30 protein-coding genes are annotated in these 26,870 nt (G+C 62.2%); 19 read left to right on the top strand and 11 right to left on the bottom strand.

Features of this window, described 5'->3' with window-relative positions; all coding sequences use genetic code 11:
• Positions 1–61 precede the first annotated feature (61 nt).
• The gene (locus ABCW43_RS25590) at positions 62–1,666 is read right to left on the bottom strand and encodes an ABC transporter substrate-binding protein (RefSeq protein ID WP_445739003.1); all 1,605 of its coding nucleotides are present in this window, start codon (positions 1,664–1,666) and stop codon (positions 62–64) included.
• 340 nt (positions 1,667–2,006) lie between these two features.
• Between ABCW43_RS25590 and ABCW43_RS25585 the strand changes: the two genes are divergently transcribed.
• From ABCW43_RS25585 to ubiV, 7 genes are all read left to right on the top strand, one after another.
• On the top strand, positions 2,007–2,756 hold the full coding sequence (locus tag ABCW43_RS25585; RefSeq protein WP_345929703.1) for a hypothetical protein: 750 nt from the start codon (positions 2,007–2,009) through the stop codon (positions 2,754–2,756).
• 133 nt (positions 2,757–2,889) lie between these two features.
• Positions 2,890–4,401, top strand: coding sequence for a UbiD family decarboxylase (locus ABCW43_RS25580; RefSeq protein WP_345929702.1), 1,512 nt, complete (start codon positions 2,890–2,892; stop codon positions 4,399–4,401).
• A 100-nt stretch (positions 4,402–4,501) separates the two neighbouring features.
• A complete protein-coding gene (ric, locus tag ABCW43_RS25575) occupies positions 4,502–5,164 on the top strand; it encodes an iron-sulfur cluster repair di-iron protein (RefSeq protein WP_345929700.1) in 663 nt (220 codons plus the stop codon).
• Between the two features lie 54 nt (positions 5,165–5,218).
• Positions 5,219–5,494 (top strand): DUF6522 family protein, encoded by a 276-nt coding sequence (locus tag ABCW43_RS25570; protein ID WP_345929698.1) that lies wholly within the window; start codon positions 5,219–5,221, stop codon positions 5,492–5,494.
• Between the two features lie 141 nt (positions 5,495–5,635).
• The gene (ubiT, locus tag ABCW43_RS25565; RefSeq protein WP_345929696.1) at positions 5,636–6,145 is read left to right on the top strand and encodes a ubiquinone anaerobic biosynthesis accessory factor UbiT; all 510 of its coding nucleotides are present in this window, start codon (positions 5,636–5,638) and stop codon (positions 6,143–6,145) included.
• Positions 6,136–7,113: a ubiquinone anaerobic biosynthesis protein UbiU gene (gene ubiU, locus ABCW43_RS25560; RefSeq protein WP_345929694.1), complete on the top strand. Its 978-nt coding sequence runs from the start codon at positions 6,136–6,138 to the stop codon at positions 7,111–7,113. The genes ubiT and ubiU overlap by 10 nt, the downstream gene beginning before the upstream one ends.
• Before the next feature lie 2 nt (positions 7,114–7,115).
• Positions 7,116–8,051, top strand: a complete 936-nt coding sequence (gene ubiV / locus ABCW43_RS25555) for a ubiquinone anaerobic biosynthesis protein UbiV (protein ID WP_345929692.1) — start codon at positions 7,116–7,118, stop codon at positions 8,049–8,051.
• Positions 8,052–8,080: 29 nt separating this feature from the next.
• Here ubiV and ABCW43_RS25550 read toward each other — a convergent pair whose 3' ends face one another.
• Together ABCW43_RS25550 and ABCW43_RS25545 are read right to left on the bottom strand one after the other, a co-directional pair.
• Complete coding sequence (locus tag ABCW43_RS25550; RefSeq protein ID WP_345929690.1) at positions 8,081–8,764, bottom strand: NnrU family protein; 684 nt, start codon at positions 8,762–8,764, stop codon at positions 8,081–8,083.
• A gap of 8 nt (positions 8,765–8,772) precedes the next feature.
• Positions 8,773–8,928 carry a hypothetical protein gene (locus ABCW43_RS25545; RefSeq protein WP_345929688.1) on the bottom strand — a complete coding sequence of 52 codons (156 nt, stop codon included), beginning with the start codon at positions 8,926–8,928 and terminating at the stop codon, positions 8,773–8,775.
• Positions 8,929–9,049: 121 nt separating this feature from the next.
• Here ABCW43_RS25545 and ABCW43_RS25540 point away from each other — a divergent pair, with 121 nt between their 5' ends.
• From ABCW43_RS25540 to ABCW43_RS25515, 6 genes are all read left to right on the top strand, one after another.
• Entirely contained in the window at positions 9,050–9,595 is a 546-nt protein-coding gene (locus ABCW43_RS25540; RefSeq protein WP_345929686.1) for a cytochrome c oxidase subunit 3 family protein, read from the top strand.
• Between the two features lie 16 nt (positions 9,596–9,611).
• On the top strand, positions 9,612–9,884 hold the full coding sequence (locus tag ABCW43_RS25535; protein WP_345929684.1) for a cytochrome C oxidase subunit IV family protein: 273 nt from the start codon (positions 9,612–9,614) through the stop codon (positions 9,882–9,884).
• 248 nt (positions 9,885–10,132) lie between these two features.
• The gene (locus ABCW43_RS25530) at positions 10,133–10,585 is read left to right on the top strand and encodes a c-type cytochrome (protein WP_345929682.1); all 453 of its coding nucleotides are present in this window, start codon (positions 10,133–10,135) and stop codon (positions 10,583–10,585) included.
• A gap of 22 nt (positions 10,586–10,607) precedes the next feature.
• Positions 10,608–11,954, top strand: coding sequence for a cbb3-type cytochrome c oxidase subunit I (locus tag ABCW43_RS25525; protein ID WP_345929680.1), 1,347 nt, complete (start codon positions 10,608–10,610; stop codon positions 11,952–11,954).
• A 71-nt stretch (positions 11,955–12,025) separates the two neighbouring features.
• The gene (locus ABCW43_RS25520) at positions 12,026–12,832 is read left to right on the top strand and encodes a CbbQ/NirQ/NorQ/GpvN family protein (RefSeq protein ID WP_345929880.1); all 807 of its coding nucleotides are present in this window, start codon (positions 12,026–12,028) and stop codon (positions 12,830–12,832) included.
• Between the two features lie 9 nt (positions 12,833–12,841).
• Positions 12,842–14,740 (top strand): nitric oxide reductase activation protein NorD, encoded by a 1,899-nt coding sequence (locus tag ABCW43_RS25515; RefSeq protein WP_345929678.1) that lies wholly within the window; start codon positions 12,842–12,844, stop codon positions 14,738–14,740.
• Positions 14,741–14,805: 65 nt separating this feature from the next.
• Here ABCW43_RS25515 and hemN read toward each other — a convergent pair whose 3' ends face one another.
• Entirely contained in the window at positions 14,806–16,158 is a 1,353-nt protein-coding gene (gene hemN, locus ABCW43_RS25510; protein ID WP_345929676.1) for an oxygen-independent coproporphyrinogen III oxidase, read from the bottom strand.
• A gap of 202 nt (positions 16,159–16,360) precedes the next feature.
• Here hemN and ABCW43_RS25505 point away from each other — a divergent pair, with 202 nt between their 5' ends.
• The 5 genes from ABCW43_RS25505 to ABCW43_RS25485 are packed head-to-tail and all read left to right on the top strand — an operon-like array spanning position 16,361 to position 19,005.
• On the top strand, positions 16,361–16,630 hold the full coding sequence (locus ABCW43_RS25505) for a DUF2249 domain-containing protein (RefSeq protein WP_113131024.1): 270 nt from the start codon (positions 16,361–16,363) through the stop codon (positions 16,628–16,630).
• Positions 16,631–16,642: 12 nt separating this feature from the next.
• Complete coding sequence (locus ABCW43_RS25500) at positions 16,643–18,001, top strand: hypothetical protein (protein ID WP_345929673.1); 1,359 nt, start codon at positions 16,643–16,645, stop codon at positions 17,999–18,001.
• Entirely contained in the window at positions 17,998–18,519 is a 522-nt protein-coding gene (locus tag ABCW43_RS25495) for a DUF2249 domain-containing protein (protein ID WP_345929671.1), read from the top strand. Before ABCW43_RS25500 ends, ABCW43_RS25495 begins: the two co-directional genes overlap by 4 nt.
• Positions 18,512–18,808, top strand: coding sequence for a metal-sulfur cluster assembly factor (locus ABCW43_RS25490; protein ID WP_345929669.1), 297 nt, complete (start codon positions 18,512–18,514; stop codon positions 18,806–18,808). The genes ABCW43_RS25495 and ABCW43_RS25490 overlap by 8 nt, the downstream gene beginning before the upstream one ends.
• A 29-nt stretch (positions 18,809–18,837) precedes the next feature.
• On the top strand, positions 18,838–19,005 hold the full coding sequence (locus ABCW43_RS25485) for a hypothetical protein (RefSeq protein WP_345929667.1): 168 nt from the start codon (positions 18,838–18,840) through the stop codon (positions 19,003–19,005).
• A 66-nt stretch (positions 19,006–19,071) separates the two neighbouring features.
• Here ABCW43_RS25485 and ABCW43_RS25480 read toward each other — a convergent pair whose 3' ends face one another.
• A complete protein-coding gene (locus ABCW43_RS25480) occupies positions 19,072–19,767 on the bottom strand; it encodes a Crp/Fnr family transcriptional regulator (protein WP_345929665.1) in 696 nt (231 codons plus the stop codon).
• Positions 19,768–19,934: 167 nt separating this feature from the next.
• Between ABCW43_RS25480 and ABCW43_RS25475 the strand changes: the two genes are divergently transcribed.
• Positions 19,935–21,152, top strand: coding sequence for an NnrS family protein (locus ABCW43_RS25475; protein WP_345929663.1), 1,218 nt, complete (start codon positions 19,935–19,937; stop codon positions 21,150–21,152).
• A 51-nt stretch (positions 21,153–21,203) separates the two neighbouring features.
• Here ABCW43_RS25475 and ABCW43_RS25470 read toward each other — a convergent pair whose 3' ends face one another.
• From ABCW43_RS25470 to ABCW43_RS25445, 6 genes are all read right to left on the bottom strand, one after another.
• Positions 21,204–22,820 carry a copper resistance CopC/CopD family protein gene (locus ABCW43_RS25470; RefSeq protein WP_345929661.1) on the bottom strand — a complete coding sequence of 539 codons (1,617 nt, stop codon included), beginning with the start codon at positions 22,818–22,820 and terminating at the stop codon, positions 21,204–21,206.
• A 31-nt stretch (positions 22,821–22,851) separates the two neighbouring features.
• Positions 22,852–23,379, bottom strand: coding sequence for a YcnI family copper-binding membrane protein (locus tag ABCW43_RS25465; protein WP_345929659.1), 528 nt, complete (start codon positions 23,377–23,379; stop codon positions 22,852–22,854).
• Between the two features lie 225 nt (positions 23,380–23,604).
• Positions 23,605–23,991: a hypothetical protein gene (locus tag ABCW43_RS25460; protein WP_345929658.1), complete on the bottom strand. Its 387-nt coding sequence runs from the start codon at positions 23,989–23,991 to the stop codon at positions 23,605–23,607.
• 213 nt (positions 23,992–24,204) lie between these two features.
• Positions 24,205–25,050: a metal ABC transporter permease gene (locus tag ABCW43_RS25455; RefSeq protein WP_345929656.1), complete on the bottom strand. Its 846-nt coding sequence runs from the start codon at positions 25,048–25,050 to the stop codon at positions 24,205–24,207.
• Complete coding sequence (locus ABCW43_RS25450; RefSeq protein ID WP_345929654.1) at positions 25,047–25,907, bottom strand: metal ABC transporter permease; 861 nt, start codon at positions 25,905–25,907, stop codon at positions 25,047–25,049. The genes ABCW43_RS25455 and ABCW43_RS25450 overlap by 4 nt, the downstream gene beginning before the upstream one ends.
• Positions 25,904–26,806 (bottom strand): manganese/iron ABC transporter ATP-binding protein, encoded by a 903-nt coding sequence (locus tag ABCW43_RS25445; RefSeq protein ID WP_445739002.1) that lies wholly within the window; start codon positions 26,804–26,806, stop codon positions 25,904–25,906. Before ABCW43_RS25445 ends, ABCW43_RS25450 begins: the two co-directional genes overlap by 4 nt.
• Between the last annotated feature and the right edge of the window lie 64 nt (positions 26,807–26,870).

Below are 26,870 nucleotides of genomic sequence, written 5' to 3'. Positions count from 1 at the left end.
TTCCTCAAGATCGTACCGGACGCCGCGGCGCATCAGCATTCTACACCGCGGCAGCCGACGATTACCGTTCTTTCTTGACCGTGCGAAGCTGGGTCGACCAGGACGGGTTCAGCTCGAGACCCTTGATGTCGGCCCGGAAGCCCACACTGTCGACCACTTCGGAGAAGGGTTGGATCGACGGCACCATATCCGCGTAATAGGTCTGGATGTCCTGATATTGCTTGATCTGCTTGTCCTTGTTGCCCTCCACGAGAGCATCGTCGATCATCTTGTTGATCTTCTCGTCATAGAAGGACGTGCGCCAGCCCTGGAAATTCGTCAGCTTCGCCTCATCCGCATTGTTGGGGTTGTAGACGATGGCACGGAAGTTCGAGTCCGGGTGCGGCAACTGGCCGCCGCCGCCGCGGCCGACGAGAAGCTCGTATTTGCGCTCACGCATCGCGCCGTAGATCTGGTCGCCGGAGCCGGTGATGATCTCGGCCTTGATGCCGGCCTGCGCCAGCGTCGCCTGGATGGCGGTGGCAAGGCTCATGAACGGCACGTCGGAAATGGCGCGCAGCGTGGTCGAAAACCCGTTCGGATAACCGGCTTCGGCAAGCAGCGCCTTGGCCTTCGCGACGTCGAGCTTGTAGCCCGCATTCGGCAGGGCGCCGAAGATGCCGGCCGGAACGGGACGATCGCGCAGCTTGCCGAAATAGGGCAGAACGCTGTCGTTCAGGCCCTGGTAGTCGATCAGATAACGCAGCGCCTCGCGAACCTTGGGCTTCTGGAACTTCTCGTCCTTCATGGAGACGGCCAGATAATAGAAGCCGCTGCCGCCGTTCGTCTGGATCTTGACGTCCTTGCTGCTCTCAAGCGCCTTCAGGTCGGCCGCCGACATGGAAAAGGCGATGTCGATATCGCCCTTTTCGAGCATCAGCCGCTGGCTCTGCGATTCGGCCAGATGGCGCATCATGATCCGGCGCATGGCCGGCTTTTCGCCCCAGTATTTCGGGTTTTGCTCAAGCGTCACCCGCTCGTTCGACTGCCATTGGCCAAGCATGAACGGACCGGAACCGGCGGAGTTGTTGGTAAGCCACGCCGCACCCATGTCGCCGTTCTTGTCGTGCTCCATGACCGCCTTCATGTCGAGGACGGAGCCCGGACCGACGATGCCGAGCGTCTGCACGATGACCTGTGGATCGACCTTCTTCGGCAGCTTGATGACGACCGTGCCGTCGTCCGGAGCGGTGAAGCTTGCATCGGCATTGGCGGCAGAGAAGCCGTGGGTTTTCAGGAACGACGCCTGCGCCAGATTTAGCTTCATCAACCGCTTGAAGGACCAGACGACGTCCGCTGACGTGACCGGGTTTCCGGAAGCGAACGTCGCCCCCTTGCGCAGCTTGAAGGCGATCGAACCATTATCGTCGGCGATCGTCCAGCTTTCCGCCAGCTGCGGATTGACCTGGGCGCGGTTGACGGCGTCGAGCGCCACGAGGTTATCATATATGTTTGTCAGAACCTGTACGGTCTCCTTGCCGGTGATGGCAGCAGGATCAAGCGTCAGGATATTGGTCATCGAGAAGCCGACAACCAGCATGTTAGGCGGGGTTTCGGCATAGGCAGGCTGGAAAAACAGGGTGGAACCAAGCAATACCGGTCCCATCAATCTCATTAGCGGCTTCATGGCCGTCCTCCCTTGGGTCGCCGGTCTCCTCCCGGCAAATAGATAGTGACAATCGAAGAGATATGATGTCTTACGACACCTGTCAATCCGAAATGCCGCTTTCGCCGGTTCCTGGCGAACTCACTGTCCGGATGAAAGAATGCTGTCAGGAGGAGGCCCCGAGCGGCGACCGACTGTCGTTACCAATTTCTGTTTTCGTTCGCTGAGGAGATGCAGAAAAACAGTCAGGCGCAGATATTCGTGCCAATCCATTGATTTTATCGGGGTGCCTGAGAGCTCGGCAATTGGTAGTGATTGTCAATGCCCCGGGGCCTCCACCTCAAACAAGGAAACTGAGCTTATGCCCGACATGCCCACCGATACCCTCCCGGCCCGCCTCGCGAATGCCATTTGCAATTCCATCCTGTCGAGGACCGTGCTGGATCCGGAGCCGTTTCTCGGGCTGCCGCTGGCGGATGCCTATGCCGTGCAGCGGGATGTGTTTCACGCACTCGGCCAGCCGTTCAAGGGCGCCAAGCTCACCCTGAAGGGCGATTTCTGCCAGAGCGCACCGCTTCTGTCCGTCAACGAAGAAACCAGTCATGCCCACCAGCCGGGCATTTCGCTCGAAGTGGAACTCGCCTTCGTGCTCGGCAAGGATGTCGTGGCCCGCCACGGCGAGGTCGCCCGCCAGGATATCGTCGATGCGATCGGTTCGGTGCGAATCGGCGTGGAGCTTCTCCGCAGCCGGTATCAGGGCGGCTCCCGTGGCGATCCGGCCCTCGCCGCCGCCGACATGATGAGCAATGTTGGTTATGTCCTCGGCCCGCCGCTGGACCGGAGCCTGCTGGACGAAGGCGCATCGATCGGTCAGCTCTCGGTTTTCATCGACGGACAGTCCGGATTCGACAAGCCGGCAGCGCACGCCGATGGCGACCCGCTGAAGACGATGGTGGTGCTGGCGAACCGGAACCAGCTCTCCTCTTTCTCCATGCTCAAGGCCGGACAGGTGATGACGACAGGCACGTTGTGCGGACTGATCCCGGTTGCAGAGCCGGGCAGGATCGAAGTGAACATGGGCGGACAACGGTTCGTCCTCGACCTGACCTGACGCGACCTCCGGAGGGTTTTGCGATGACGTATTTCGTGGGCGTGGATGTCCCAGGCTCTGAGTAAGGCGGCTGTGCTTAGTCCATTTGCGCGAGCGCAAAGACAGCCGCTTCTTTCTTCGCAATCTGAGGGGCATGAAAGCTGATGCCACCATTCCCCGCCACTACGCCAATCTCCAGGGTTTCGTAGCCCTCCTGGAAAGCAGGGGACGGCTGAAGCGCATATCGCAGCCCGTCTCGCTGGTCCACGAGATCACCGAGATCCACCGCCGGGTCCTTATGGAAGAAGGACCCGCGCTGCTCTTCGAAAAACCGGTCGATGCCTGCGGCAATACACTCGCGATTCCGCTTCTCGCCAATCTGTTCGGAACCCGCGAGAGAATAGAGTGGGGCCTCGGGCTCGGAGCCGCCGGCATCCCGAAACTGGCCGATTTCCTCAGCGAATTGCGCGAGCCGCGACCGCCCAGATCGATGCTCGACGCATGGCGAAAACTTCCGCAGCTAAGGGCGGCGCTCTCGCTGAACCCCCGCTCGGTCTCGCACCCGTCGTGTCAGGAGATCGTCTGGCAAGGCGCGGATATCGATCTCGGCCGGCTGCCGATCCAGTCCTGCTGGCCCGGCGAGCCCGCCCCCCTCGTCACCTGGCCGCTGGTGATCACCCAGGCGCCGGACGATCCGGCGGATGTCAATGTCGGCGTCTACCGGATGCAGAAGCTCGGCAAGGACCGCCTGATCATCCGCTGGCTTGCCCATCGCGGCGGTGCAAGACACCACAGGATGTGGCAGGCGCTCGGCCGCGACATGCCGGTGGCGGTGGTCATCGGCGCCGATCCGGCGACAATCCTCGCCGCCGTCATGCCGCTGCCGGACAAGATGAGCGAACTGAATTTTGCTGGCGTGCTGAAAGGCGGGCGCCAGGTGGTTGCGCCCGCGTTTTCCGTACCTCTCTCCGTTCCCGCGGAGGCCGAGATTGTCCTTGAGGGCACGATTTCCGCGACGGAGATGGCAGACGAAGGACCTTATGGCGATCACACCGGCTATTACAACGCCGTCGAAAGATTCCCTGTGCTCTCCCTTTCGGCGATCACGATGCGCCGCGATCCGCTTTATCTCTCCACCTATACCGGGCGGCCACCGGACGAGCCGTCCAGGCTCGGCGAAGCCATGAACGAGCTCTTCGTGCCATTGGTCCGGCGCCAGTTCCCGGAGATCAGGAATCTCTGGCTGCCCCCGGAGGCCTGTTCCTATCGAACCATGGTGGTGTCGATCGACAAGCGTTATCCCGGCCATGCCCGGCGGATCATGATGGGCCTCTGGTCCATGCTGCCGCAGTTCAGCTACACCAAGCTGATCATCGTGGTGGATCCCGATATCGATGTCCGAAGCTGGCCGGATATCATGTGGGCGATCTCCACCCGCTTCGATGCCAGCCGCGACCTCATGGTGGTCGACAATACGCCGATCGACTACCTCGACTTCGCCTCTCCGCAACCGGGCCTCGGTGGCAAGCTGGGGCTGGATGCCACCAACAAGATCGGTTCTGAAACGGTCCGGGAATGGGGGCGGATCCTCGAAATGTCTCCCGAAGTCATCGAAAAGGTCGACCGGATATGGGCATCGCTCGGCCTCGGCGAGGTCACGCCATGACAGCCCAATCATTGCAGACGACCGCGCCGCGAAACTGTTCGCCGGCCGATGATGCCGGCGCGAATACTACCCTGAAAACAACACCAACGAGGAGTACATCATGACTGAAATTGCCCCGGACACGACGGTCGCAGCGATCGCCACGGAACTGCCGGGAGCTGCCGAGCTCTTCCGCCGTCACGGCATCAGCTTCTGCTGCGGCGGCGATATACCGCTCTCCATGGCCGCCGAACAGGCGGGTCTCGCGCCTGCCGCGCTGATCGCCGATCTCAAGGCTCTTGAACAGGCATCGGGACGGAATGCGCCGCAGGAAACACTGGCCTTGATCACGCATATTCTCAACAGATATCACGCCGCTCATCGCGAGGAACTGGACTGGCTCATTCCTCTCGCTCAGAAAGTCGAACGAGTGCACGGCAACCATCTTTCCGCGCCGATCGGACTTTCCGAGCTGCTGACACAGCTACGCGATGACCTGGAAAGCCACATGACCAAGGAAGAGCAGGTGCTTTTCCCGATGATGCGGCGCGGGGGTAGCCAGATGATTGCCCATCCGATCGCAGAGATGCGGCGCGACCATGAAGACGAAGCCCGGCATCTGCAGACGATCGAGCACGTGACGCGCGGCCTCGCCCTGCCCGCAGGTGCCTGCAGATCCTGGACCGCGCTCTATACCGGGCTGCGCAAGTTCACCGACGATCTCGTCGTTCATATGCATCTCGAAAACGACGTGCTGTTTCCAAGATTTCAATCGGTGTCGTAGAACGTGGAGAAAGCGGCGAACCCCGCCGCAACACCGTCGAGCTGAGGAAGAGCGATGCATATCGAACGGGACCCGAATGGCGACTTTATCCTGGAATCCGGCGAGATCGCCGCTCGGTTCGGACTGTCTCGCGACGATTTCCGGCAGAGAATCCGCCAGGGTCTGGTAGCGAGCACGGTCGAGCGTGGTGAGGCTGAAGACATCGGAACGTCCCGCCTGAGCGTTCGTCTCGGAAACCGCCTGTGGCGTGCCATCCTGAACAGCGACGGCGAGGTTCAAAACGAAACTATGTCTTTCGTTCGCGGGAGAGGCCGATCTGGCGGATCTTGACGCCGATACGGCCGACGATCGACGCGCTTCAATCAGCTCTCACGGGTCTTTCAGAAGAACCATCATCCTGTTTGCGATAGCTCAAACACCGCCGCCCCTGCAGCCGATAGCCTGTGCCTGCATGTCAGCAGGATGCATAAAATGGAATTCCTCCGCTCGCTCGCCATTCCCTTGAACTACATGCCACTTGTGGCAATCGAACGAGCGGCAGGGCTGCTGTTCGAGCGCGTCCTGAAGGAACATCCGGACCTCTTCGAACGGCTGGGCGAATACAAGGCGAAACGCTTTGCTTTTCTTCCGAGCGACGTGCCGCTCGCCTTCATCGTGGAGCCCGCCGGACCGTCGATCCGCGTCATGCGGAAACCGGCGACGCAGGACCCGGCCGATGCCGCGGTCGAAGGGCCGCTCTTCCTGCTGCTTGCCCTGCTCGAAGGCCGCTGCGATGCCGACGCGCTGTTCTTCTCCCGCGACCTTTCCGTCACCGGCGACATGGAAGCGATGCTGGCGATGCGCAATGCGCTCGACGGCGCCGACATCGATCTGCCGCGCGACCTGTCAAGGCTCGCCGGCCCTCTTGCGCCCTTCTTCGGAAGGGTGGGGCGGGATATCCGGCGCCGCGCACTGAACAACGAGACATCCTCATGGAATTGATCTGCCCCGCCGGAACGCCGGCCGCCTTTCGCGAAGCCGTCGATGCAGGCGCCGACGCCGTCTATTGCGGTTTCCGCGACGAAACCAATGCCCGCAATTTTCCCGGCCTCAATTTCAGCCGTGAGGAATTGCGCGAGGCGATCGCCTATGCCCGCCGGCACGGCACCCAGACCTTCGTCGCCCTCAACACCTTCATGCGCGCCGGAGACGAAGAGATCTGGTACCGCGCTGCTGCGGACGCCGTCGCTCTCAAGGCCGATGCGCTGATCCTTGCGGATTTCGGGCTCATGGCGCATGTGGCGGAGCATTATCCCGAACAGCGCCTGCATGTCTCGGTTCAGGCGTCGGCCTCGAATGTCGATGCGATCAACTTCCTCGTCGAGGCCTTCCATGTCAGGCGGGTCGTGCTGCCGCGAACGCTCACCATTGCCGACATCGCCCGTATCGCGCCCAAGATCCGCTGCGAGATCGAGGTTTTTGTGTTCGGCGGGCTGTGCGTCATGGCCGAGGGCCGTTGCTCCCTCTCCTCCTACGCGACCGGGAAATCGCCAAACATGAACGGCGTCTGCTCGCCGGCAAGCCATGTGCGCTACCGCCAGGAGGGCAAGGAACTGGTGTCCGAACTCGGCAGCTACACGATCAACCGCTTTCCTGCCGGCGAGGCTGCCGGTTACCCCACCCTGTGCAAGGGGCGCTTCGATATCGCCGACAGCTCCGCCTACGCATTCGAGGATCCGGTTTCTCTCGACGTGATGGGGGAGATCGACGCACTTTCGGCAGCGGGCGTCAGCGCCCTGAAGATCGAGGGCCGTCAGCGCGGCAAGGCCTATGTCGCCGAAGTCGTCTCGACCCTGAAAAAGGCCTTGTCGGTGAGCCCCGCGCAGCGAACGCCGCTGCTGGCGCGCCTGCGTGGCTTGAGCGAAGGCCAGAAGACCACGTCGGGCGCCTATGAGAAGCGCTGGAGATGAGCATGAGCCGCACCATCTCGCCCGCCCTGACGATGGGACCCGTCTATTATCTCTGGGACGGCCCCAAATGGCGCGATTTCCATTTTCGGATTGCTGACGAAGCGCCGGTAGACCGGGTGGTCATCGGTGAAACCGTCTGTTCTAAACGGCAGCATTTCATCGAACCGCATATCGCAGAGGTCATCGAGAGGCTGGAAGCCGCAGGCAAGACCGTGCTTCTGTCGACCTTGTCGCTCGTTACCCTGGAGCGCGAGAGCCGGCAGATCCGCGAGCTCATCGCCGACAGCGAACATATGATCGAGGCCAACGACCTCTCCGCGCTCGGCCTGCTGAACGGCAAGCCGCACAGCATCGGCCCGCTGGTCAACGTCTACAACGCGCCGACGGCCCGGCTGCTCGCCGGACGCGGAGCAACCAGCATCTGTCTGCCGCCGGAATTGCCTTTCACGTCGGTCGAGAGGATCGTCGCCGACGCGCCCGCCATTGCATTCGAGGTCTTCGCCTTCGGCCGCATGCCGCTCGCCATCTCGGCGCGATGCGCCCATGCGAGGTCCAAGGGCAAGATCAAGGACAATTGCCAGTTCGTCTGCGGCGAAGATCCGGACGGGCTGCCGGTGAAGACCCTCGACCGGCAATCCTTCCTGGCGCTGAACGGCGTGCAGACCGTGTCGCACACCTGCCAGGCCCTGCTGGGCGAACTCGCCGGCCTTGCCGCCTGCGGCATCTCGGCGATCCGCCTGTCGCCGCAGGACTGTGACATGGTGGCGGTCGCAGGGCTCTATCGCGCCGTGCTCGACAATGTGCTGGGCGCAGACGAGGCGATCATGCGGCTACGCGAAATCTATCCCGTGGCGCCCCTGTCCAACGGTTTTCATCACGCTCGCGAAGGTGCGGCCTGGGTGGCGCGTGCCCGCGATACGGCTCACGGGCAAGCTTGAGCGGTACATCGCTTGCCTCACGAGAGGGATCAAACACCAAGGAAAAGAAGCGGGGCCGCACCCACCAATGCAGCATGCCCTCCGCCGAGAAGCCAGACCAGTGACGCCACCGTGCAAAGCATGGCGGCGGCCATCGGCATATCTATCGTAATTCTGACCTTACAATTGATCGCCGCTGCGAATGGGATGACAGACGTCCGCGAAGAGGCCAACGGCCAGGCCGGCCCCAGCGCTCGACGCGCCCGCTTTTCCAGCATGAACAAGCCACCAGCGGAAAAGAGGGCAAAGCCCCCGAACAGAAGCAGCGAACGCAGATCTCCGTTTGGAGGAATGTGACCCACCGACCAGCAGAGAAAACCCCAGAGGACCGGATGGCGCGTGATCGACACGATCGCATCCGGCTCGCCTCCCTTGCGGAACGAGATCGAGAAGGGATTGCGGCTGAACAGGCCGGCCAGCACCAGGAAGAGCCCGATCGGCGAGAGCACGAAGGTAGGCCAGGCCTGCCATGACGCGGGTTGCCAGATTTCCACGTAATCGAGGCTCAGTGCCGACAGGATAAGCCAGGCGAGAGCCGCCGTGGAGACGACGGAATAGGCGGCAATATAGCTCCCATGCCCCATCCACCCGATCAGCGTTCCGCGGATCTTCGGCACTGCCGGGATGGAATGCAGGGCGATGAAGGCGACGAAAGCCAACAGAAACTGCGCCATGGCATGGGCTACTGTTGCCAGAAGAGGATGCCCGCGATGGCGACGGAAAAGACGACCGCGGCGAACGAACTGTAACCCTGCAGGACGCCCATCCGTTTCAGGGCGACGGCGAATATGACAATGATCGGGGCGGCCATCAGAAGGCCGACTTGTGCATCAGACATGGCAAATCCTTGGTTTGCCGTCATCCTAATCGCTCCATCTGCCGTTTCTTTGCGATATGACAAAGAGCCGGGTTTGTATTGCCTCCATCTTCCGCTGCGGAAGAAGACCGGAGGTTTTGGAATGGCGGCAATCACGACGACCGAAGAAAGCGACGAAGGCGGCGACCTTCTTCTCTGGATCCTCGTCTGGGGCGAGCTTGCGGCTTTCGGCATCCTGCTGACCGGCTATGTCGTCATGTCCCTGCTGCATCCGGAAAGCTTTGCGCTCGCAAGGCTGCATCTTGCGCCGCGGCTGGCCGGGCTCAACACCGTCGTGCTGCTGGCGAGCAGCTGGCTGGCGGCGCTGGCGGTCAGCTCTCAGGGGAAGCCTCGCCTGCAGCGCCTCTTCCTGCTCGGCGCGGCATGTTTGGGTTTCCTCTTCGTCGCTCTCAAATTCGCCGAATACAGTTCCGAATGGGCGGCGGCAGGTGACGAGAACCTGCAGATCTTTTTCGAACTCTACTTTCTCATCACCGGTTTTCACCTCGCCCATGTCGCCTTCGTGGCCTGCCTCTTCGTGCTGGCGGCAATCCGGCTCGACCGTTCGACGATCGTCATCCTGACGACCATCTGGCACGTCATCGACATCGTCTGGCTGGTGATGTTCCCCCTGATCTACCTGAGCTAGAACGAAGGACATCCAGATGGACCACTCAAGACTCTTCGGCAGCGGCAATTGGATCATGATGCTCGGCATCGTCGGTGCGCTGATCGCCGCCCAATGGAAACATGAGGTGATCCCGGCGGTCGCACTCGCGGCCATCCTCGTCATGGCCATTGCGAAGATAAGGCTCATCGTGCTCGACTTCATGGGCCTGCGGGGAATGCGGCCCAATCTGGCCCGCGCGCTGATGGTCTGGCCCGTCGTCTTCTCCGTCCTGTCGCTTGGCAAGGTCGTGCTGACGGCGGTTCTCTAGTTCGGGTCCCATCTGCGGCTTTCTTTCCGAAGCCTGCCAACTCCAGGCGGGCTGCCCCATGCCGCCATCGGAAAGCAGATCCTTACCCTTGAAAAACAGCGCGCTCCGAGGGCAACGCTTTTTTGTTTGGTGAATCGCAAAGAACGCCTCCCGGAATCCGCTCATAGAAGCTCCACGGGTCCGGTCGCTTTCATGCGAACGGGCTCCCGCTGCAACCCGCAAGGCATCCGCACAAAGGGGACATGAGGATGGCAGAACGCCTCACAAAGACCGGGGCACGTAACGTCTTTTACGGCGGCTCCGCGTTCTTCTTCGTAATCTTTCTCGGGCTGACCGCCCATAGTCACTACTACATGCGAACCACGTCCACGGACGAGACCACGCTCACGGATTCCGTCGCGCGCGGCAAACACGTCTGGGAAAAGAACTCCTGTATCAACTGCCATACGCTGCTCGGCGAAGGCGCCTATTTCGCGCCCGAATTGGGCAATGTGTGGAAGCGCTGGGGCGGCGATGCCGATCCGGAGACCGCCCGCGCCACCCTGAAGGCCTGGATGGCCGCGCAACCGAGCGGCATCGAAGGCAGGCGGCAGATGCCGCAGTTCAACCTGACGGAACAGGAACTCGACGACCTGGCTGACTTCCTCGAATGGACGAGCAGGATAAAGACCCAGAACTGGCCGCCGAACGATGCCGGCTGATCTCACGGGAAGGGAAAAACACATGAAATATCAAACCCAGAAGGTCGCCATGCTGTATTTTTACGGCGCGCTCGGCCTGTTCATCGCCCAGGTCCTGTTCGGCGTTCTCGCCGGCACGATCTACGTCCTGCCGAACACGCTTTCGGAACTGCTGCCCTTCAACATCGTGAGGATGATCCACACCAACGCGCTTATCGTCTGGCTACTCATCGGCTTCATGGGCTCTACCTACTATCTCCTGCCCGAAGAGGCGGAGACCGAGCTTTTCAGCCCGAAACTGGCGATCGCCCAGTTCTGGATCTTCCTCGTCGCGGCGACGATCGCCGTGGTTGGATATATGTTCAAGATCCATGAAGGCCGCGAGTTTCTGGAACAGCCGTTCGTCATCAAGGTCGGCATCGTCGTCGTCGCGCTGATGTTCCTGTTCAACGTGACGCTGACCGTGCTCAAGGGCCGCAAGACCGTCGTCACCAACATCCTGATCTTCGGCCTGTGGGGCGTGGCGATTTTCTTCCTGTTCGCCTTCTACAACCCGGCCAATCTCGCCCTCGACAAGATGTACTGGTGGTATGTCGTGCATCTGTGGGTGGAAGGCGTCTGGGAACTGATCATGGCCTCGGTCCTCGCCTTCCTGATGATCAAGCTCAACGGTATCGACCGCGAAGTGGTCGAAAAATGGCTCTATGTGATCGTCGGCCTTGCCCTCTTCTCCGGCATTCTCGGCACCGGCCATCATTTCTACTGGATCGGCGCTCCCGGCTACTGGCAGTGGATCGGCTCGCTCTTCTCGACGCTGGAAGTCGCGCCCTTCTTCACCATGGTCATCTTTACCTTCGTGATGACCTGGAAGGCAGGCCGCAAGCATCCGAACCGGGCCGCACTCCTCTGGTCGATCGGCTGCTCGGTCATGGCCTTCTTCGGCGCCGGCGTCTGGGGTTTCCTGCACACGCTGTCGTCGGTCAACTATTATACCCACGGCACTCAGGTCACCGCGGCCCATGGCCACCTCGCCTTCTTCGGCGCCTACGTGATGCTGAACCTCGCCGTCATGGCCTATGCCGTGCCGGAGCTGCGCGGCCGCAGCCCCTATAACCAGTGGCTGTCGATGGTCAGCTTCTGGATCATGTGCACGGCGATGTCGGTCATGACCTTCGCGCTGACCTTCGCCGGTGTCCTTCAGGTCCACCTGCAGCGTGTGCTCGGCCAGGGCTACATGGATGTCCAGGACCAGCTGGCGATCTTCTACTGGGTCCGGCTCGGATCGGGCGTCTTTGTGTTCATCTCGGCGCTGATGTTCCTCTGGGCCCTGTTCGTGCCTGGACGCGAACGGCAGCCCGCCGGCACCGCGAGCATCCAGCCGGCCGAATGATACAAGGCGGCTCCGTTCCTCGACGGAGCCGCATTCCCCTATCCCTCCAAGATCAGGACATTCCGATGACCATGATTTCTCCGATAAAGCCCGCCGAGACCGCAGCGATTCCGCACTACATCCCCGCCGGCAACGAATGCGAGCTGTTCGAAACGGCCTGGAAGCGGCAGCTTCCGCTGCTCCTGAAAGGTCCGACCGGTTGCGGAAAGACCCGTTTCGTCTCCCATATGGCGGAGCGTCTCGGACTGCCGCTTGCAACCGTTTCCTGCCATGACGATCTGGCCGCCGCCGATCTGACCGGCCGCTTCCTTTTAAAGGGCGGCGAGACCATCTGGGTCGATGGACCGCTGACGAAGTCGGTGCGCGGCGGCGGCATCTGCTATCTCGACGAAATCGTCGAGGCGCGGAAGGATGTCGCCGTCGTCATCCACCCGCTGACCGACGACCGCCGCATCCTGCCGCTCGAAAGAACCGGCGAGGTGCTGGAGGCGCCGAAGGAGTTCATGCTGGTCGTTTCCTACAATCCCGGCTACCAGAACATCCTCAAGGCATTGAAGCCTTCGACCAAGCAGCGTTTCGTCGCCATCGAGTTCGACTTCCTACCCCGGGAACAGGAAGTCGCGATCGTTGCCGCCGAGAGCGGCCTTTCCGAACGACACGTCGTGCCGCTGGTAAGCCTCGCCCATCGCCTGCGCGCCCTCAAGGGACACGATCTTGAGGAGGGCGTTTCGACGCGCCTGCTCGTCTACTGCGCCACGCTGATCGAAAGCGGACTCGACCCGCGCCAGGCGATCCGGGCGGCCATGATCGAGCCGCTGACCGACGATCCGGACGTGCGCGCGGCGTTGATCGAAGTGACGAATGCCGTGGTTGCCTAAGGTGCTCTGATGCTGGATTTTCTCGAGCTGGAAGAAACCGTCGGCAAGGCCTGGCATCGCTTGGTCGGCCAGACACGAAGCCTGCCCCGTTATCCCGAGCAGGCGGTGACGCTGGACGACATGAAATCCGTCCTCGCATCCTGCTTCCGCGGGTTCGGCGGCGATCATGCGGTACAGCTCGTGGCGGCCCACCAGCGCACGTCGAAACATCGCCTGAAGCTTCGCCAGCTCGTGGGGTTGGGTGAGGAGCGGATTGCCCGCTCCGGCCGTGATTTCGCCCGGGCGATGCTGCCTGATGTCATCGACTTCTTTCCGGACCGCGGCCTGAACCGGGCACTCTATATCTGGCTGACGGCGGCAATCGCTACATTGCCCGAGACCCAACCGACCGCCACCGATCCGCTCGCGCGGGATATCGAACGCCTGCATATGGCAATCTCCCACGTGGACGAAACGCTTGCCGCATTTCCCGGCTTGCGCCCGGTCTATCGAAAGTTATGTCAGGCAACCCTTACTGAGCGCAGCCGCGGCAAGCTTCCCTCGGTGGAATGGCTGCTGGAAAGCAGGATCATCAGCCTGTTGCGGGCAGGCGCGGGCCTGCCGGACGATACCCCGAGCGCGATCTTCCCGCGGCATGCCCCACCGGGCTACCAGCCGATGATGGACGTGCCGCTCTGGCCGGAATTCCTGCCCCAGGAGGAAAGCCGTTCCTCGGCGGAGGATTCCGAAACCCCGCTCGGCGATCCGCAGGGTTCGGCCGGCAAGAGAAGGTTCAGCGCTGAGCGGCAGCGGGAGGACGAGACGCGCTCCGAACGGAGCCCCTTCATCCTCAACCGCTTCGAAAAAATTCTGGCGATGACGGAAATGGTCAATGTCGACCGGCCGACCGACGACAGGCCCGAGGAGGACGGCAAGGCGGCCGAGGATCTCGACGAAATGGTTCTCGGGCGCCGGAAGGAACGCCCCTCTTCCCGTTTCCACTTCGATCTCGACCTTCCGCCGGAAATGGTCGACCTCCAGGAAATCGCCGCCGAACTGACCTATCCCGAATGGGACTATCGGAAGGCCACCTATCTGAAGAACCATTGCCGGGTCCTCGCCGTCCCGACATCGGCCAGCGGCGATCATCTGGCAATATCCGATGACACCAAGGCTTTGGTCAGGAAGGTGCGCAAACAGTTCGAGATCCTGCGGCCGCGCCAGGAGATGCTCAAATCGCAGCTGGACGGCGTGGAGCTCGATCTCGACGCCGTCGTCCGGCGCAGGACCGATCTGCTTGCCGGCGGGCAGGCAACCGACCGTATCCACGTGGCAAGCCGGCCGCGCACGCCCGATCTCGCCGTCACAATTCTGGTCGACGTGTCGCTCTCGACCGATGCCTGGATCGACAACCGGCGGGTCCTGGATGTCGAGAAGGAAGCGCTTCTCGTCCTCTCGCAGGGCCTGAGCGCCTGCGGCACGGATCATTCGATCCTCACCTTCACTTCCCGCCGCCGCTCCTGGGTGCGGGTCGAGACCGTAAAAAGCTTCGACGAGTGGCTTTCACCAGCCGTCGAGGACCGGATCGCCGGCCTGAAGCCCGGGTATTACACCCGCCTCGGCGCAGCACTTCGGCACGCCACCGCGGACCTGGCGAAACGCCCCAACCGGACGCGCCTGCTTCTGGTGCTGACGGATGGCAAGCCCAACGACATCGATCACTACGAAGGCCGTTTCGCGATGGAGGACAGCCGCCGCGCCGTGCAGGAAGCGAGGCGCCTCGGCGTCAACATCTTCGCTGTGACGGTGGACAAGGACGCGAAATCCTATCTGCCGACGATGTTCGGCCGCAACGGTTATGCGGTCGTCGGAGACATTTCGAAGCTTCCGGCGGCTCTGCCCGCCATCTATCGCGGCCTGACGGGATAAGGGGATCCCGGCCGCGTGGAGGTCCGGCTCGGCGGATTGCCGGACCTCCATTTTCGTTTCGGCTCTCAAGCCGCCTTACTGAATGACCTGCCGCTCTTGTTCAGATAGGCATCGAACGCCGAAGCTGCGGCCCTGACGATGAACCGGTGATCCTCCGAGACCTTGATGATCCCGCCCCGGCGCTCGATCAGTCCATCTCGTTCAAGCTCATCGAGCCGATCATTGCCCCGCAGCAGAGTGTCGGCGTCGAAGCCATGCGCCGCCGCAAGGGCGGCGATATCGACTGCAAAATCGCACATCAACCTTTCGATCACTTCGCCGCGCAGGCGGTCTTCCGGGGTGAGGCGGTAACCCTTGGCAACCGGCAGTTCGCCTTTCGATACCCGGGTCGCATAGAGGCCGGGCGGAACCTCGTTCTGGATATACCCCTGCGGCAACCTGCCGATCGAGGATGCGCCGAGCCCGATCAGGGCCTCGCAGGCATCCGTCGTATACCCCTGGAAATTCCGGTGCAGCCGGCCTTCGCTCTGCGCAAGCGAAAGGTCGTCGCCGGGCAGGGCGAAATGATCAAGGCCGATCCGCACGTAACCTGCCGCTACCAAAGCGTCTCCAATCGCGGATGCCTGAAGCGCGCGCTCGCGTGCATCGGGAAGTGCTGCCTCGTCGATGAGCCGCTGGTGCTTCTTGAAGCTCGGTATATGGGCATAACCGAAAACCGCGAGGCGATCCGGCCGCATGGCGACGGCCGCCTCGACCGTCTCGACGCAGGATTCGACCGTCTGGAACGGTAGCCCGTAGATCAGGTCGAAGTTGATTGCATTGATGCCGTTGCGGCGGAGATGCTCCACCGTCTCCATCGTCGTCTCAACGCTCTGAATGCGGTTGATCGCCTTCTGGACCTTCGGATCGAAGCTCTGGACGCCGAGGCTCGCGCGGGTGACGCCCGCCTCCCCGAGCGCGTTCGCCATCTCCCTGGTCAAGGTTCGCGGATCGATTTCGACCGCCGCGTTGACGCCCCCCGCAAAACCGAGACGGTTGCGGAACGCGTCCATCAGCGCGATGAATTCCTCCGGCTTGATAATGGTCGGCGTACCGCCGCCGAAGTGGATTTCCCCGACGCTGAAACTGTCAGCTCGAACGGATGCCAGAAGCTCGATCTCCCGGTGCAATGTCTCGATATAGTCGAGAATGGGCCTGTCGCGCTCGGTGATCGTGGTGTGACAACCGCAATACCAGCACATCGACCGACAGAAGGGGATGTGAATATAGAGCGAGGTGGCTTGTCCTTCGGGCAGCGCCCTCAGCCAGGCGGGATAATCGAGGGCGTCGAACTCCGGGCTGAAGTTGGGAGCCGTCGGATAGCTCGTGTAGCGCGGCAGCCGCGCATCGCCGTATTTCTCGATTATCGCCGCGGACATATCGGGCTCCTTTTGCAGTTTTCCTGGGCAAAGCATTAGCTTCCCGGCGCCCGCCCCTCTTTGTGCAAAATCAACGACAGCCTCCCCTTTCTGCGAAATATTTGTCCCGACGCAAATTTCGTCGATCGCGCCGCTGCTAGATCATCAAGGCGGCCGGGATCGGCCAGGCCGCTGCACCAGCTTGAAAGGCCCGGAACACACCATGTCGGATATTCAGATCCCTTCCATCGATGTCAGGACGCTCGCTCCCGCCGAACGTCATCCGAAGATTTTTGGCGTGCTGACGTCCCTCATCCCGGGCGGCATCATGCATGTCACCAGCGACCATGATCCCCGGCCGCTGCACTACCAGATCGAGAGCCGGTATCCGGAACAGTTCGACTGGCAATATCTCGAACAGGGTCCGGATGTCTGGCGCGTCGAAATCCAGCGAGCGCAAGGCTCCGGCTGCGACTGCTGCTGCGGTCATTGAAAGACGACAGCCATGCCCGGCGCCACCCTCTCCCCCTGGACGATGTCCTATTTCGCGACGGCACTGGTCTGCCTGGTCGCCGGGCTGGCCTTGATGATATCGGGATTCGGATATCCGTCCGCTCCCATCGACGATCCGGCCTCGCTGGCGGTCGTTCATCTGATCTCGATCGGCTGGCTCGGTCTCCTGTTCGCCGGATCGCTGCTTCAGTTCGTGCCGGTGATCGCCTCGCGGCAGCTACAATCTCCCCGTCTCGCCCTGCCGGCGCTGCTCCTGACCATGATCGGGCTTCTTCTGCTGCTTGGCGGATTTCTGGGCCTCGCCGATATTCTGCCGTTCTGGACATGGGCTCTGCCGGCCGGCGGCATCCTCCTGATGCTGGCCCTCGCGGGTCTCTGCTGGATGGTTCTGGCCACGCTTGCGGCAGCACGGCCCTATTCGCTGCCGGCCGAATTCGTCGCGCTCGGCTGCGTGCCGCTGATCGGCACGGCCGTGGTCGGGATGCTGTTTACCCTTCCCCTCTCCGGCCTCACCGATGAACCGCACCTTGTCAGCCTCGTGCTCACGGCCGGACCGGCGCATGCCTATCTCGGGCTTTTCGGGTGGATGACGGTCACCGCGATCGGCGTCAGCTACCGGCTCCTGACCATGTTCCTGCTGTCGCCTGAAAGGACGCGCGGAACAAGCCGGACGATCGGATGGCTGATGGCCGCTGCTCTCGTCGCCGTCGGCTGCGGCATCGTCCTCGATGGTGCCGGTTCGCCTGCGGACTGGACGCTTCCCTTAGCACTCGCCATGGCAGGCCTGGCCGTCCTTCTCTACGCGCTCGATATCCGCGGCATCGTCCGCGAACGAAAACGGAAGGCGGTTGAACTGAACGTCGTGGCGAGCCTCCTGGCGATCGCCATGCTGATCATCTGCTTTGCTCTTTTTACCGTCTCGATCGTGGTCGGCAACGCGGCCGAGATGGTGATGCCGATCGCCTATCTCTTCACCTTCGGCTGGCTGACCGGACTCGGCCTCGGGCAGCTCTACAAGATCGTGGCATTCATGACATGGCTGGAATTCTACGGCCCCGTTCTTGGCCGCGCAGTCGTCCCGCGTGTCCAGGACCTCGTCAACGAGCGGCGCGCGGCCGCATGGTTCTCGCTTTATTTCGCCGCCACGGCCGCAGCGACCGCCGGCTTATTCTTCGACATGCCGGAGATGGTCAGAGGGGCCGCGCTCGCCCAGCTCGCGGCCGTCTGCGCTCTGGCCTTCGAATTTATCCAGGCCCGCCGCCTCGCCATGGTTCCGGCCGCCGCCAGGCTTCCGTCGGGCATCACCGCACGGCGGCTCATCTTGCCAAGCTTCAACGGGAGGTCACGATGACCCAGGAATTCAAGGAACTCGATGTCAGGCCGATTCTGAAAAACGGCGGCGAGCCGTTCGAAGCGATCATGACGGCGGTCGGCGCGCTCCAGCCTGGTCAGGGACTGAAGCTGCTGGCGCCCTTCAAGCCGCAACCGCTCTACCGCGTCATGGATGCCAAGGGCTTCGATCACGCCGTTTCGGAACTCGACGGCGGAGATTTCGAGGTGCGCTTTACGCCGCGCCAGGAAGAGGCGGTCGCGCTCTCCGAAAACGCGGTCTCGCCGGAGCTTTGGGCCGAACCGTCCGTGCAACTCGACCTTTCCGACCTCGATCCGCCGGAACCGATGCAGCGAATTCTCAACGAGGCGGAGGCGCTGAGCCCAGGAAAGGTGATCTTCGCGGTGCTGGCGCGCGAACCTATCTTCCTGTTCCCGGAACTGACGCGCCGGGGCCACCAATGGGTGGGTAATTTCGACCGCGACGGCAGCGCCTACCGCATCATGATCCGCGTCGGCAAAGGGCCTGCCGATGCCTGATACATCCGCGCAAGCCAACCTGATCGAACAGGTCAGGCAACAGCTCTCCATGGTCATCGATCCCGAGATGGGACGCAGCGTCGTGGACATGGGCCTGATCTACCTCATCGAGGCAGATCAGGCCGGCGACGTGCACATAATGATGACCACCACGACAAAAGGCTGCCCCGCCTCGACCTTTCTGAAGGAAGCCATCCAGGCCTGCGCCGCATCGGTCTCCGGCGTGAAGAGTGTCGATGTGGAGTTGAGCTACGACCCGCCGTGGAACCCTTCGATGATGATGCCATGAGGCTTCTAACGCTGATCAGGCGGTGGGGAATGACGCGTCACCACCATATGGCGCCGCTCGTCCCGCAAGTGGAAAACACCCAGGACAAACGCCTTGTTGCCTACGAGTTGATCGCTGCCGGCGCTGCGGCCGATCCGGCCTTGTTCATCATCGAGGAAATCGAGCACCTGAGCGAGTCGATCACCCGGGAGATCTGAGGCATCTCAGCGGATTGTCCGGCGTCCGTTTCAGAATGCCCCGTCCGTCCGCCTATCCCGCTCCCGTTATCCCTTCGTGCTTTCCGCGAGCGCCAGCAGGCCTTCGGCATCCTTCACCAGCAGCTTCTGGCGCCCGCCTTCGACCAGGCCTTTCGCCTCCCAGGCGCTCATGATCCTCGAAACGGTATGCAGCGTCGTGCCGGTCATCTCGGCGATATCCTGCCGGGAAATCGGGAAATCGACGCGCACCGCGTCTCCTTCCTTGCGGCCCGCGTGCTTGACCAGTCTTAGAACCGCATGGGCAACACGCTGTTCGACTTCCTGCGTCGACATCTCCCGGATACGGGCATGGGCTTCTTCCAGCCGCTGCCCGATCGTCTGCATCGCAGTGACCGCAAGGCGGGGATTGCGGTCGACGAACTGGGGCCAGAGCTCCGTCGGCCAGCAAAGCGCGATGCTTTCCGCAACGGCCATCGCCGTGCCGGGATAGTCCGTGCGCTGAAGCGCCTTGGCAAAACCGAAGAGATCACCCGGGTGGACGACGCGCACGATGATCTGCTGACCGTCTTCAGTGACCTGTGTGACTTTCAGCCTTCCATGCAGGAGCAGATAGAAATGCGCCGCTACCGCCCCCTGTTCGAAGACGGCTTCGCCGACTGGCACCCGACGGGAGGTGGCATGGCCAAGAAGCGCTTCCGTATCGGCATCCTCCATCCTTTCGAACAGGGGAAAACTTCTCACGAGGCTCTTATCGATCTTCAACGGCCTATGCTCCGCTATGGGTCGGCGCGACCCTAGCATAACCCGCGGCGAGATCGAAGATGCGGTATTGCCGCGCCGGCAACGAACATTCCCGCATCTGCTTGCGACGCCGCAATGAAGGGCGTCATCGCCGCCGCTACAAGGGTGCCGAACAAGGAGTTCCAAAGATGACGACAATTCCGGCTGCGCAGCGACCTGGCGGCGTCCCGAGGGGACTTTCCACAGCCGCCCCTATCCTGTTTTCTTACGGCTTCAGGCCTTTCTTTCTCTCGGCGGCGCTCTGGGCGCTTGTCGCGATGCTGTTATGGATGACAAGCTTGGCCGGACTGATCGACGTGGCGGTTTCCTACGGCACCGTCCATTGGCATGCACACGAGATGCTGTTCGGTTACGCAAGCGCCGTGCTGGCGGGTTTCCTGCTGACCGCGGTTCCCAACTGGACCGGCAGGCTGCCGGTGTCCGGCTGGCCGCTGGTCTTTCTGTTTCTCGTCTGGGTCTCCGGCCGGCTGGCGCTGCTTCTGTCCGACTTTATCGGCACCATGGCCGCCGTCCTGGCCGACAGCGCCTTTCTGCCTCTCCTCCTCTTCATCTGCGTGCGCGAAGTGGTCGCTGGCCGGAAATGGAAGGATCTGAAGGTCGTCGCCGGCCTGATCGCCCTCTCCGCCGCAAACCTCCTCTATCATCTGGCCGTAGTCGGCGGGCAACATCCATCCGTGGGGATCAAGCTTGCCCTCTCGGCCTATACCGCAATGATCCTCATTGTGGGCGGACGAATCATCCCGAGCTTCACCCGCAACTGGATCAACAAGACCGGACGGACGGATTTTCCCGCCGCCTATGACCGGTTCGATACGGCTGCCATCCTGTGCGGGGTCGCCGCCTTGGCCGCCTGGGTCATTCTGGACGACGGCACGCTCGTCGCCGGATTAGCAGGACTGGCGGCAGCCATGCATGCGGTTCGGCTCGCACGCTGGCGGGGCTGGACGACGACCGCGGAAATGCTGGTGACGATCCTGCATATCGCCTACCTTTTCGTGCCGCTGGCATTCCTGGCGATCGGCCTTGCAGCTGTGAACCTCTTCGATGAGACCTCGGCTTTCCACGTCCTCAGCGTCGGAACCGTGACCACGATGATGCTCGCCGTCATGACAAGGGCAAGCCGAGGCCATACCGGACGAGTACTGACCGCATCACGAACAACAGTCGCTTCCTATGCAGCAATCGTGCTCTGCGCCCTCCTGAGACCAGGCGCCGGCCTCTTTCCCGAATTTGCGAGCCTTATCTATTCGCTGTCCGGCGCCGCATGGCTTGCCGCTTTCGGCCTCTTTGTCCTCGAATACGGACCGATGCTGGCCCGCGTGCGGCGGCGGGTGGCGGAAGGATAGGATGCTGGTTACGACCGCTCCGCTCAGGGCGGAGCGCCAAGCCAACCAGGGTCAAGGCGCGATTTCGACCTCGCCCTCCATTCTGGTCATTTCGAAATCGCTGATGATCACGTCAAGGCGAAGTCGCCACTGCCCGGGAACGGGAAGCACGATATCGGGCACCGTCCAGCCGTCCTTGCCTTTCAGCGCCCGGCGCCTGATCGGCTCGATCTCCGCCCCAGGGTTCGACAGGACAACCGTCACTTCCTGGGGATCGAGCGGCGACCGGTCGCTTTTGGCAATGACCGCGGATATCGCGACCTCTCCTACCCTGTCCGGCGTGATCCTGACGTCGGCCAAGGCCTTGCTGGTCTGCAGCTTAGCCACGGCAGTCCTCTGCACTTCAGTGATCAAGGTGCGTGGGGGCGGCGTGAACCGCCACGTCGCAGCCACTGCGAAAATGAGAAGCAGGATAACGGTCTCCGCAGCGATCGAACGAACGAGCTGGCGGATTGCCGCAGGCTCCCCCTTTTTCGAACCGGAGGTGAGTTTCCACCGGTTGACGGCTGCCAGGGCAAACAGAAGGACGAGCAGCGCGAGCTTGACGAGGAATACGATCCCGTACGCCGTCGTGATCAGCCCAACCGGAGTGCGGACCTGGATGACGGCGAGCACGCATCCGGCCAAGGAAAGAACCAGGACGGCCCATGGTATGAAGACCGAGAAGCGATGCAATGCTGCGCCGGCCGCTTCTCCGCCTCTTCTGAACTCGGCCAGAAGCGGCAGCAATGCGCCGGCCCAGATCGCTATCGCCGCGACATGCAGGAAAACCGCGGGGCGCATCAGCCATTGCGGGTCTGCCGCACTCGCATGCCCGCTGAGGCAAAGGGCAAAAGCCGCGGTTATGAGAGCCGATATCGATATCCAGCGCGCGTCCCTGCCCCGGCCGCTGGCCAGAGCAAGCCCCGCAAGCGCCAGGGCCGCGATCGCAAAAATGACCGTCGGTCCGAAACTCGTGGCCATTCCTGCCTTCCAGACAGTCGGCGTGAAGAGTCGCGAAACGGGCTCGCCCACCGTGTCGAGGCCCTGAAAGCCCGCCGAAAGCAAGGCACCTGTAAAGCCGGCGCCAAGGATAACCACAATCTGCCTCAGCCCCTTCCCGGAGCCGTCCGCGAACCAGTGGATGGCAAACGCGCCGCCTACCCCTAAAAAGACACCGACATAGAGCGCGACCTTGCCAATCCAGAGACCGGCGCGGACCGGCCAGTCGATATCGGCAGCAGCGCCCCGAGGGTCGGCGTTCGGCTGTCCGATCGAGAAGACGAGCGAGCCGCCGATCGGGTGACCGTCCTGCGAAACGACCCGCCAGGAAAGGAGATAGCTGCCGTCCGAAAGGTCGCCGGGCGGCGTGATCTCGACCGCCCTGTCCTTCAGGGCGAAGCTTTTGAGAGTGACTGTACTGCGGTCCGGCCGCGTGAGCTTGAGACTGGTCGGCGAGACAGGCTCGCTGAACGTCAAGGCGATCACGTGCGGGGCCGTGGACACGACCGAGCCATCGCGCGGCTCGGTCGTGTTGAGGGATGCATGGGCGGATGCCGCCGCCGTCATGACCGACCACAGCAGGATCGCAGACACGAACCGCTGCAAAGTGCCGGTCAGTGAAAGTGCCTTGTAGCAAAGCGGCGTCATCGGCCTTCATGCTCCCGGGTGGATCGATCGCTTAGTTGCCGGTCTTCTGAAGAAGCTTGACGCCGGGAGCCGGGAGTTCGAGGTCCGACGCCTTCTGGCCTGTGGCCGGCACTTCGATCCAGCGTTCCTTGAGGCCTTCCGGGCATTCCTGGATCACCGGGAAATAGAGCATGTCGCCGGCTTTCAGATCAGCGGCAATCGTGCCCCGCAGCACGAACTCGTCATATTCGTCATCACCGAGGCTGCCGCCGCTCCAGACCACTTCCTTCACTCCTTCGGTGACGGGAGAACCGTGATTGTCATAGGCCTTGGCATAGGCGCCCTTGACCTTGCCGAGCGTCCAGCCGGCCTTCGGCTGCGGCTTGACGCCGTAAAAACCTTCCGGGATCTGGACGCGCACGGTGTTCGTCGGCTTGCCCTCGCAACCGTGCGGCACGCGCAGCACCGCCTTGTAGGTCGAGCCTAGAGGAGCTTCCTTTGCTTCCAGGGTGACATGCGCCAGAGCGGCGGTGCTGCCGACCATGAGGATGGCAGCGGTTGTGGTGATTTTCTTCAACATGTGACTCTCCATGCTTGGCCGCGCGTTGGACGGCCTGATTTTCAGGTGCCGGGCAGCCGGGAAGGCGCCCGTCCGGGATGGTTTGATGGTTTTAGAAGGCGATCCTGCCCGTGCTCCGATACGGCCGGTGGCCCGGGGCGCCATGCACGGCTTTGGCCGCGTCATTGCCGTTTGACGGAGCGAGTTTACGGAACAGAGAGCGGCCCGACTTGGAGCGCTTTGCGATCAAGCCGCCTGGGGCGGCGCGCGAGGATTTCCGGGGGAGGTCTCGGGGCGTTCGAAGGGGCCTGTATCCACTTCGATCGGAACCGGTTTGGAGTTGGCCTCCAGCCGGTTGCTCAGAAAATTGTCGGAAAATTGCGGTGCGAGTATCGGAGCGAGAACGCTGCATGCCTGCGTGCAGCACTCGGGCAGTTTTGAGCCGTCCTTGTGATCGGATTGGCCGCTACCGCCGGCATGGGTAATGCAAAGCGGGTTTCCAAAATCATCGACGACGGGAGCCGCGACCGCTGAGCCGAGAAGGATGGACCCAAGCACCATCTGCACGACGAGCGCGTAGGCCGCGATCGACGCGAGCACAACACTCCATGCTGGCGCTCTGCGGTTTTTCACGGTCCCCTCATTGGTTGCGGCCAGCCGCGGATGTCGGTCTCGACGCCTGTTTGGCACGGCGCAGTCAGGTCTGTCTATGCGCCCTTCCGCCACAGCGTTCTTTGATGCGCGTCAACTCCCGGCCTGTATCGAGCGGTTGGAGCTTATCCTGGTTGAGCACGCATCCCCCGACTGGCAGCATGACGGGCGAAGGGCGTCTGGTCCTCCCCGCTCCTAGATCGTTTCGGTCGCCTCGACACTGGCCGCCTTGCGAGTGGCGTGGATGAAGGCGAGCACGAAACCGATCGCCAGCAGGAGCACGATTGTCGGGGCCGGGGCACTGTCGATGAAGAAGGACAGGTAGACGCCGCCGAACGAACCGGTCACGGCGATGGCGACAGACAGGACCAGCATGGTGCTGAACTTGCGGGTCAGCAGGAAGGCGATGGCTCCTGGCGCGATCAGCATGGCAATCGAAAGAATGATGCCGACCGCCTGCAGGGCACCGACGATCGTCAGCGAAATGAGAGCGAGAAGACCGTAGTGTAGGAAATTGACCCTCAGTCCCACGGCCTTTGCCTGCACCGGATCGAAGGCGTGCAGCAGGAAGTCCTTCCATTTCACACCGAGAATGCCGGCCGTGATCGCCGCGATGACGGCCGCCTCGCCGATGTCACGCCAGGAGACGCCGAGCATGTCGCCGAACAGGATATGATCGAGATGCACGTCGGACTGGATCTTCACATAAAGGACGAGGCCGAGCCCGAACATGCCGGCGAACACGATGCCCATCACCGTGTCCTGCTTGATGCGGCTGTTTTCCTTCAGGAAGCCGGTAGCGATGGCGCAGAACATGCCGGCCGCGAAAGCGCCGATCGCAAGAGGCATGCCGACGATATAGGCGATCACCACGCCGGGGAACACGGCATGGCTGATCGCATCGCCCATCAGCGACCAGCCCTTCAACACAAGGAAGCAGGATAGAAGCGCCATCGGCACGGCCATCAGCACCGAGATCACCAGCGCATTGACCATGAAGCCGAACTGGAAGGGTAGGAGAAGGGTATCGAAAATGATCATGGGGCCGTCTCCAGTGCCTGGGCTGCCCGCCTGCGCGCCGCCAGCATCCCGTGTTTCGGCGCCAGGAAGAATGCGATCAGGAAGATTGCCGTCTGCAGCACCACGATGATGCCGCCGGTCGCTCCGTCGAGGAAATAACTCGCATAGGCGCCGCCAAAGCTGGTGATCGATCCGATGATCACCGCCAGAACAAGGAGGCGCGGGAAACGGTCGGTCAGGAGGTAGGCGGTCGCCCCGGGCGTGACCACCATGCAGACGACCAGGAAGGCACCCACCGTCTGGAGCGCGGCAACCGTCGAAGCCGACAGAAGAGTGAAGAAGACGATCTTGAGCGCGGTCGGATTGAGGCCAATCGACCGGGCGTGGCTCTCGTCGAAGAAGGTCACCATCAGGTCCTTCCATTTGACGAGCAGAACGGCCAGCGAGACGAAGCCGATGATGGCAAGTTGCAGCGTGTCCTCGGGCGTGATGGCGAGGATGTTGCCGAGCACGATCGTCTGGATGTTCACCGCCATGGGTTTCAGCGAAACCATGAACAGCCCCAGCCCGAAGAAGGAGGAGAAGATCAGGCCGATGATGGCGTCTTCCTTCAGCTTGGTGCGCTGGTTGAGGAAAAGCATCGTGGCCGCCGCAAGCCCGCCGGAAAAAAACGCGCCTATCGAAAAGGGAAGTCCGAGCATATAGGCGCCTGCCACGCCGGGAACGATCGCATGCGAGAGCGCATCGCCGATCAACGACCAGCCTTTCAGCATCAGATAACAGGAAAGAAAGGCGCAGACACCGCCGACAAGGGCCGAGACCCACATGGCGTTCAGCATATAGTTGTAGGTGAAGGGTTCCATAAGAACGGCGATCATTCGCGGCCTCCGTCTTCTTCGTCCGCTGCGCGGTTAGTCGCCTTCCCGCCCCGAAGCACCAAGGGCCGCTCATCGTCGCTGAGCAGGCCGATCGACGTCGGTCTTCCGTTCCGTGCCTCGTGGAGCACAAAATGACGCAACACGCCGCCAAAGGTTTTTTCCAGGTTTTCCTGCGTGAAGGTCTCAACAGTCGGCCCGTAGGCGAGCACCGTGCCCTTGATCAGGATGGTCCGGTCGCAGAATTCCGGCACCGAGCCGAGATTGTGCGTCGAGACCAGCATGACGCGGCCCTCGTCGCGCAACTCGCGAAGCAGGGTGATGATCTGGTCCTCCGTCTTGACGTCAACGCCGGTGAACGGCTCATCGAGCATGATGACGCGGCCATCCTGCGCCAGTGCACGGGCCAGGAAAATCCGCTTCTTCTGCCCGCCTGACAGCTCTCCGATCTGGCGCTTGCGAAACTCGCTCATGTTGACGCGGGCCAGCGCCGTCGCCACCGCCTCGTGATCGGCAGCTTTTGGAATGCGCATCATGCCCATGTGGCCGTAGCGGCCCATCATGACGACATCCTCGACCAGCACGGGAAAGTTCCAGTCGACCTCTTCCGACTGCGGCACATAGGCGACGAGGTTCTTGCGCAGTGCCTCCTTGACCGACATGCCGAGCACCCGGATGTCGCCTTTCGCCAGGCGCACAAAACCCATGATCGCCTTGAACAGCGTGGACTTGCCGGAGCCGTTGACCCCCACCAGCGCGGTAATCGTGCCCTGCGGGATGCGGAAGCTCGCATCCCGCAGGGCCGTATGGCCATTGCGATAGGTCACGGTCGCGCCATCGACCATGATGCCCTCCTCGGAGTCGGAAGAGGCATGGATCGGCCAACCAGGTTGAGCATTCATTGGAGAAACCCTCTTGAAAACGATAGATGCACCCGCCCACCGGCCGGGTGCGAATAGGCGCACG

The sequence above is a fragment of the Neorhizobium tunisiense genome (assembly GCF_039631515.1).
Taxonomy (GTDB): Bacteria; Pseudomonadota; Alphaproteobacteria; order Rhizobiales; family Rhizobiaceae; genus Neorhizobium.
This window is presented reverse-complemented; position numbering and strand designations above follow the sequence as displayed.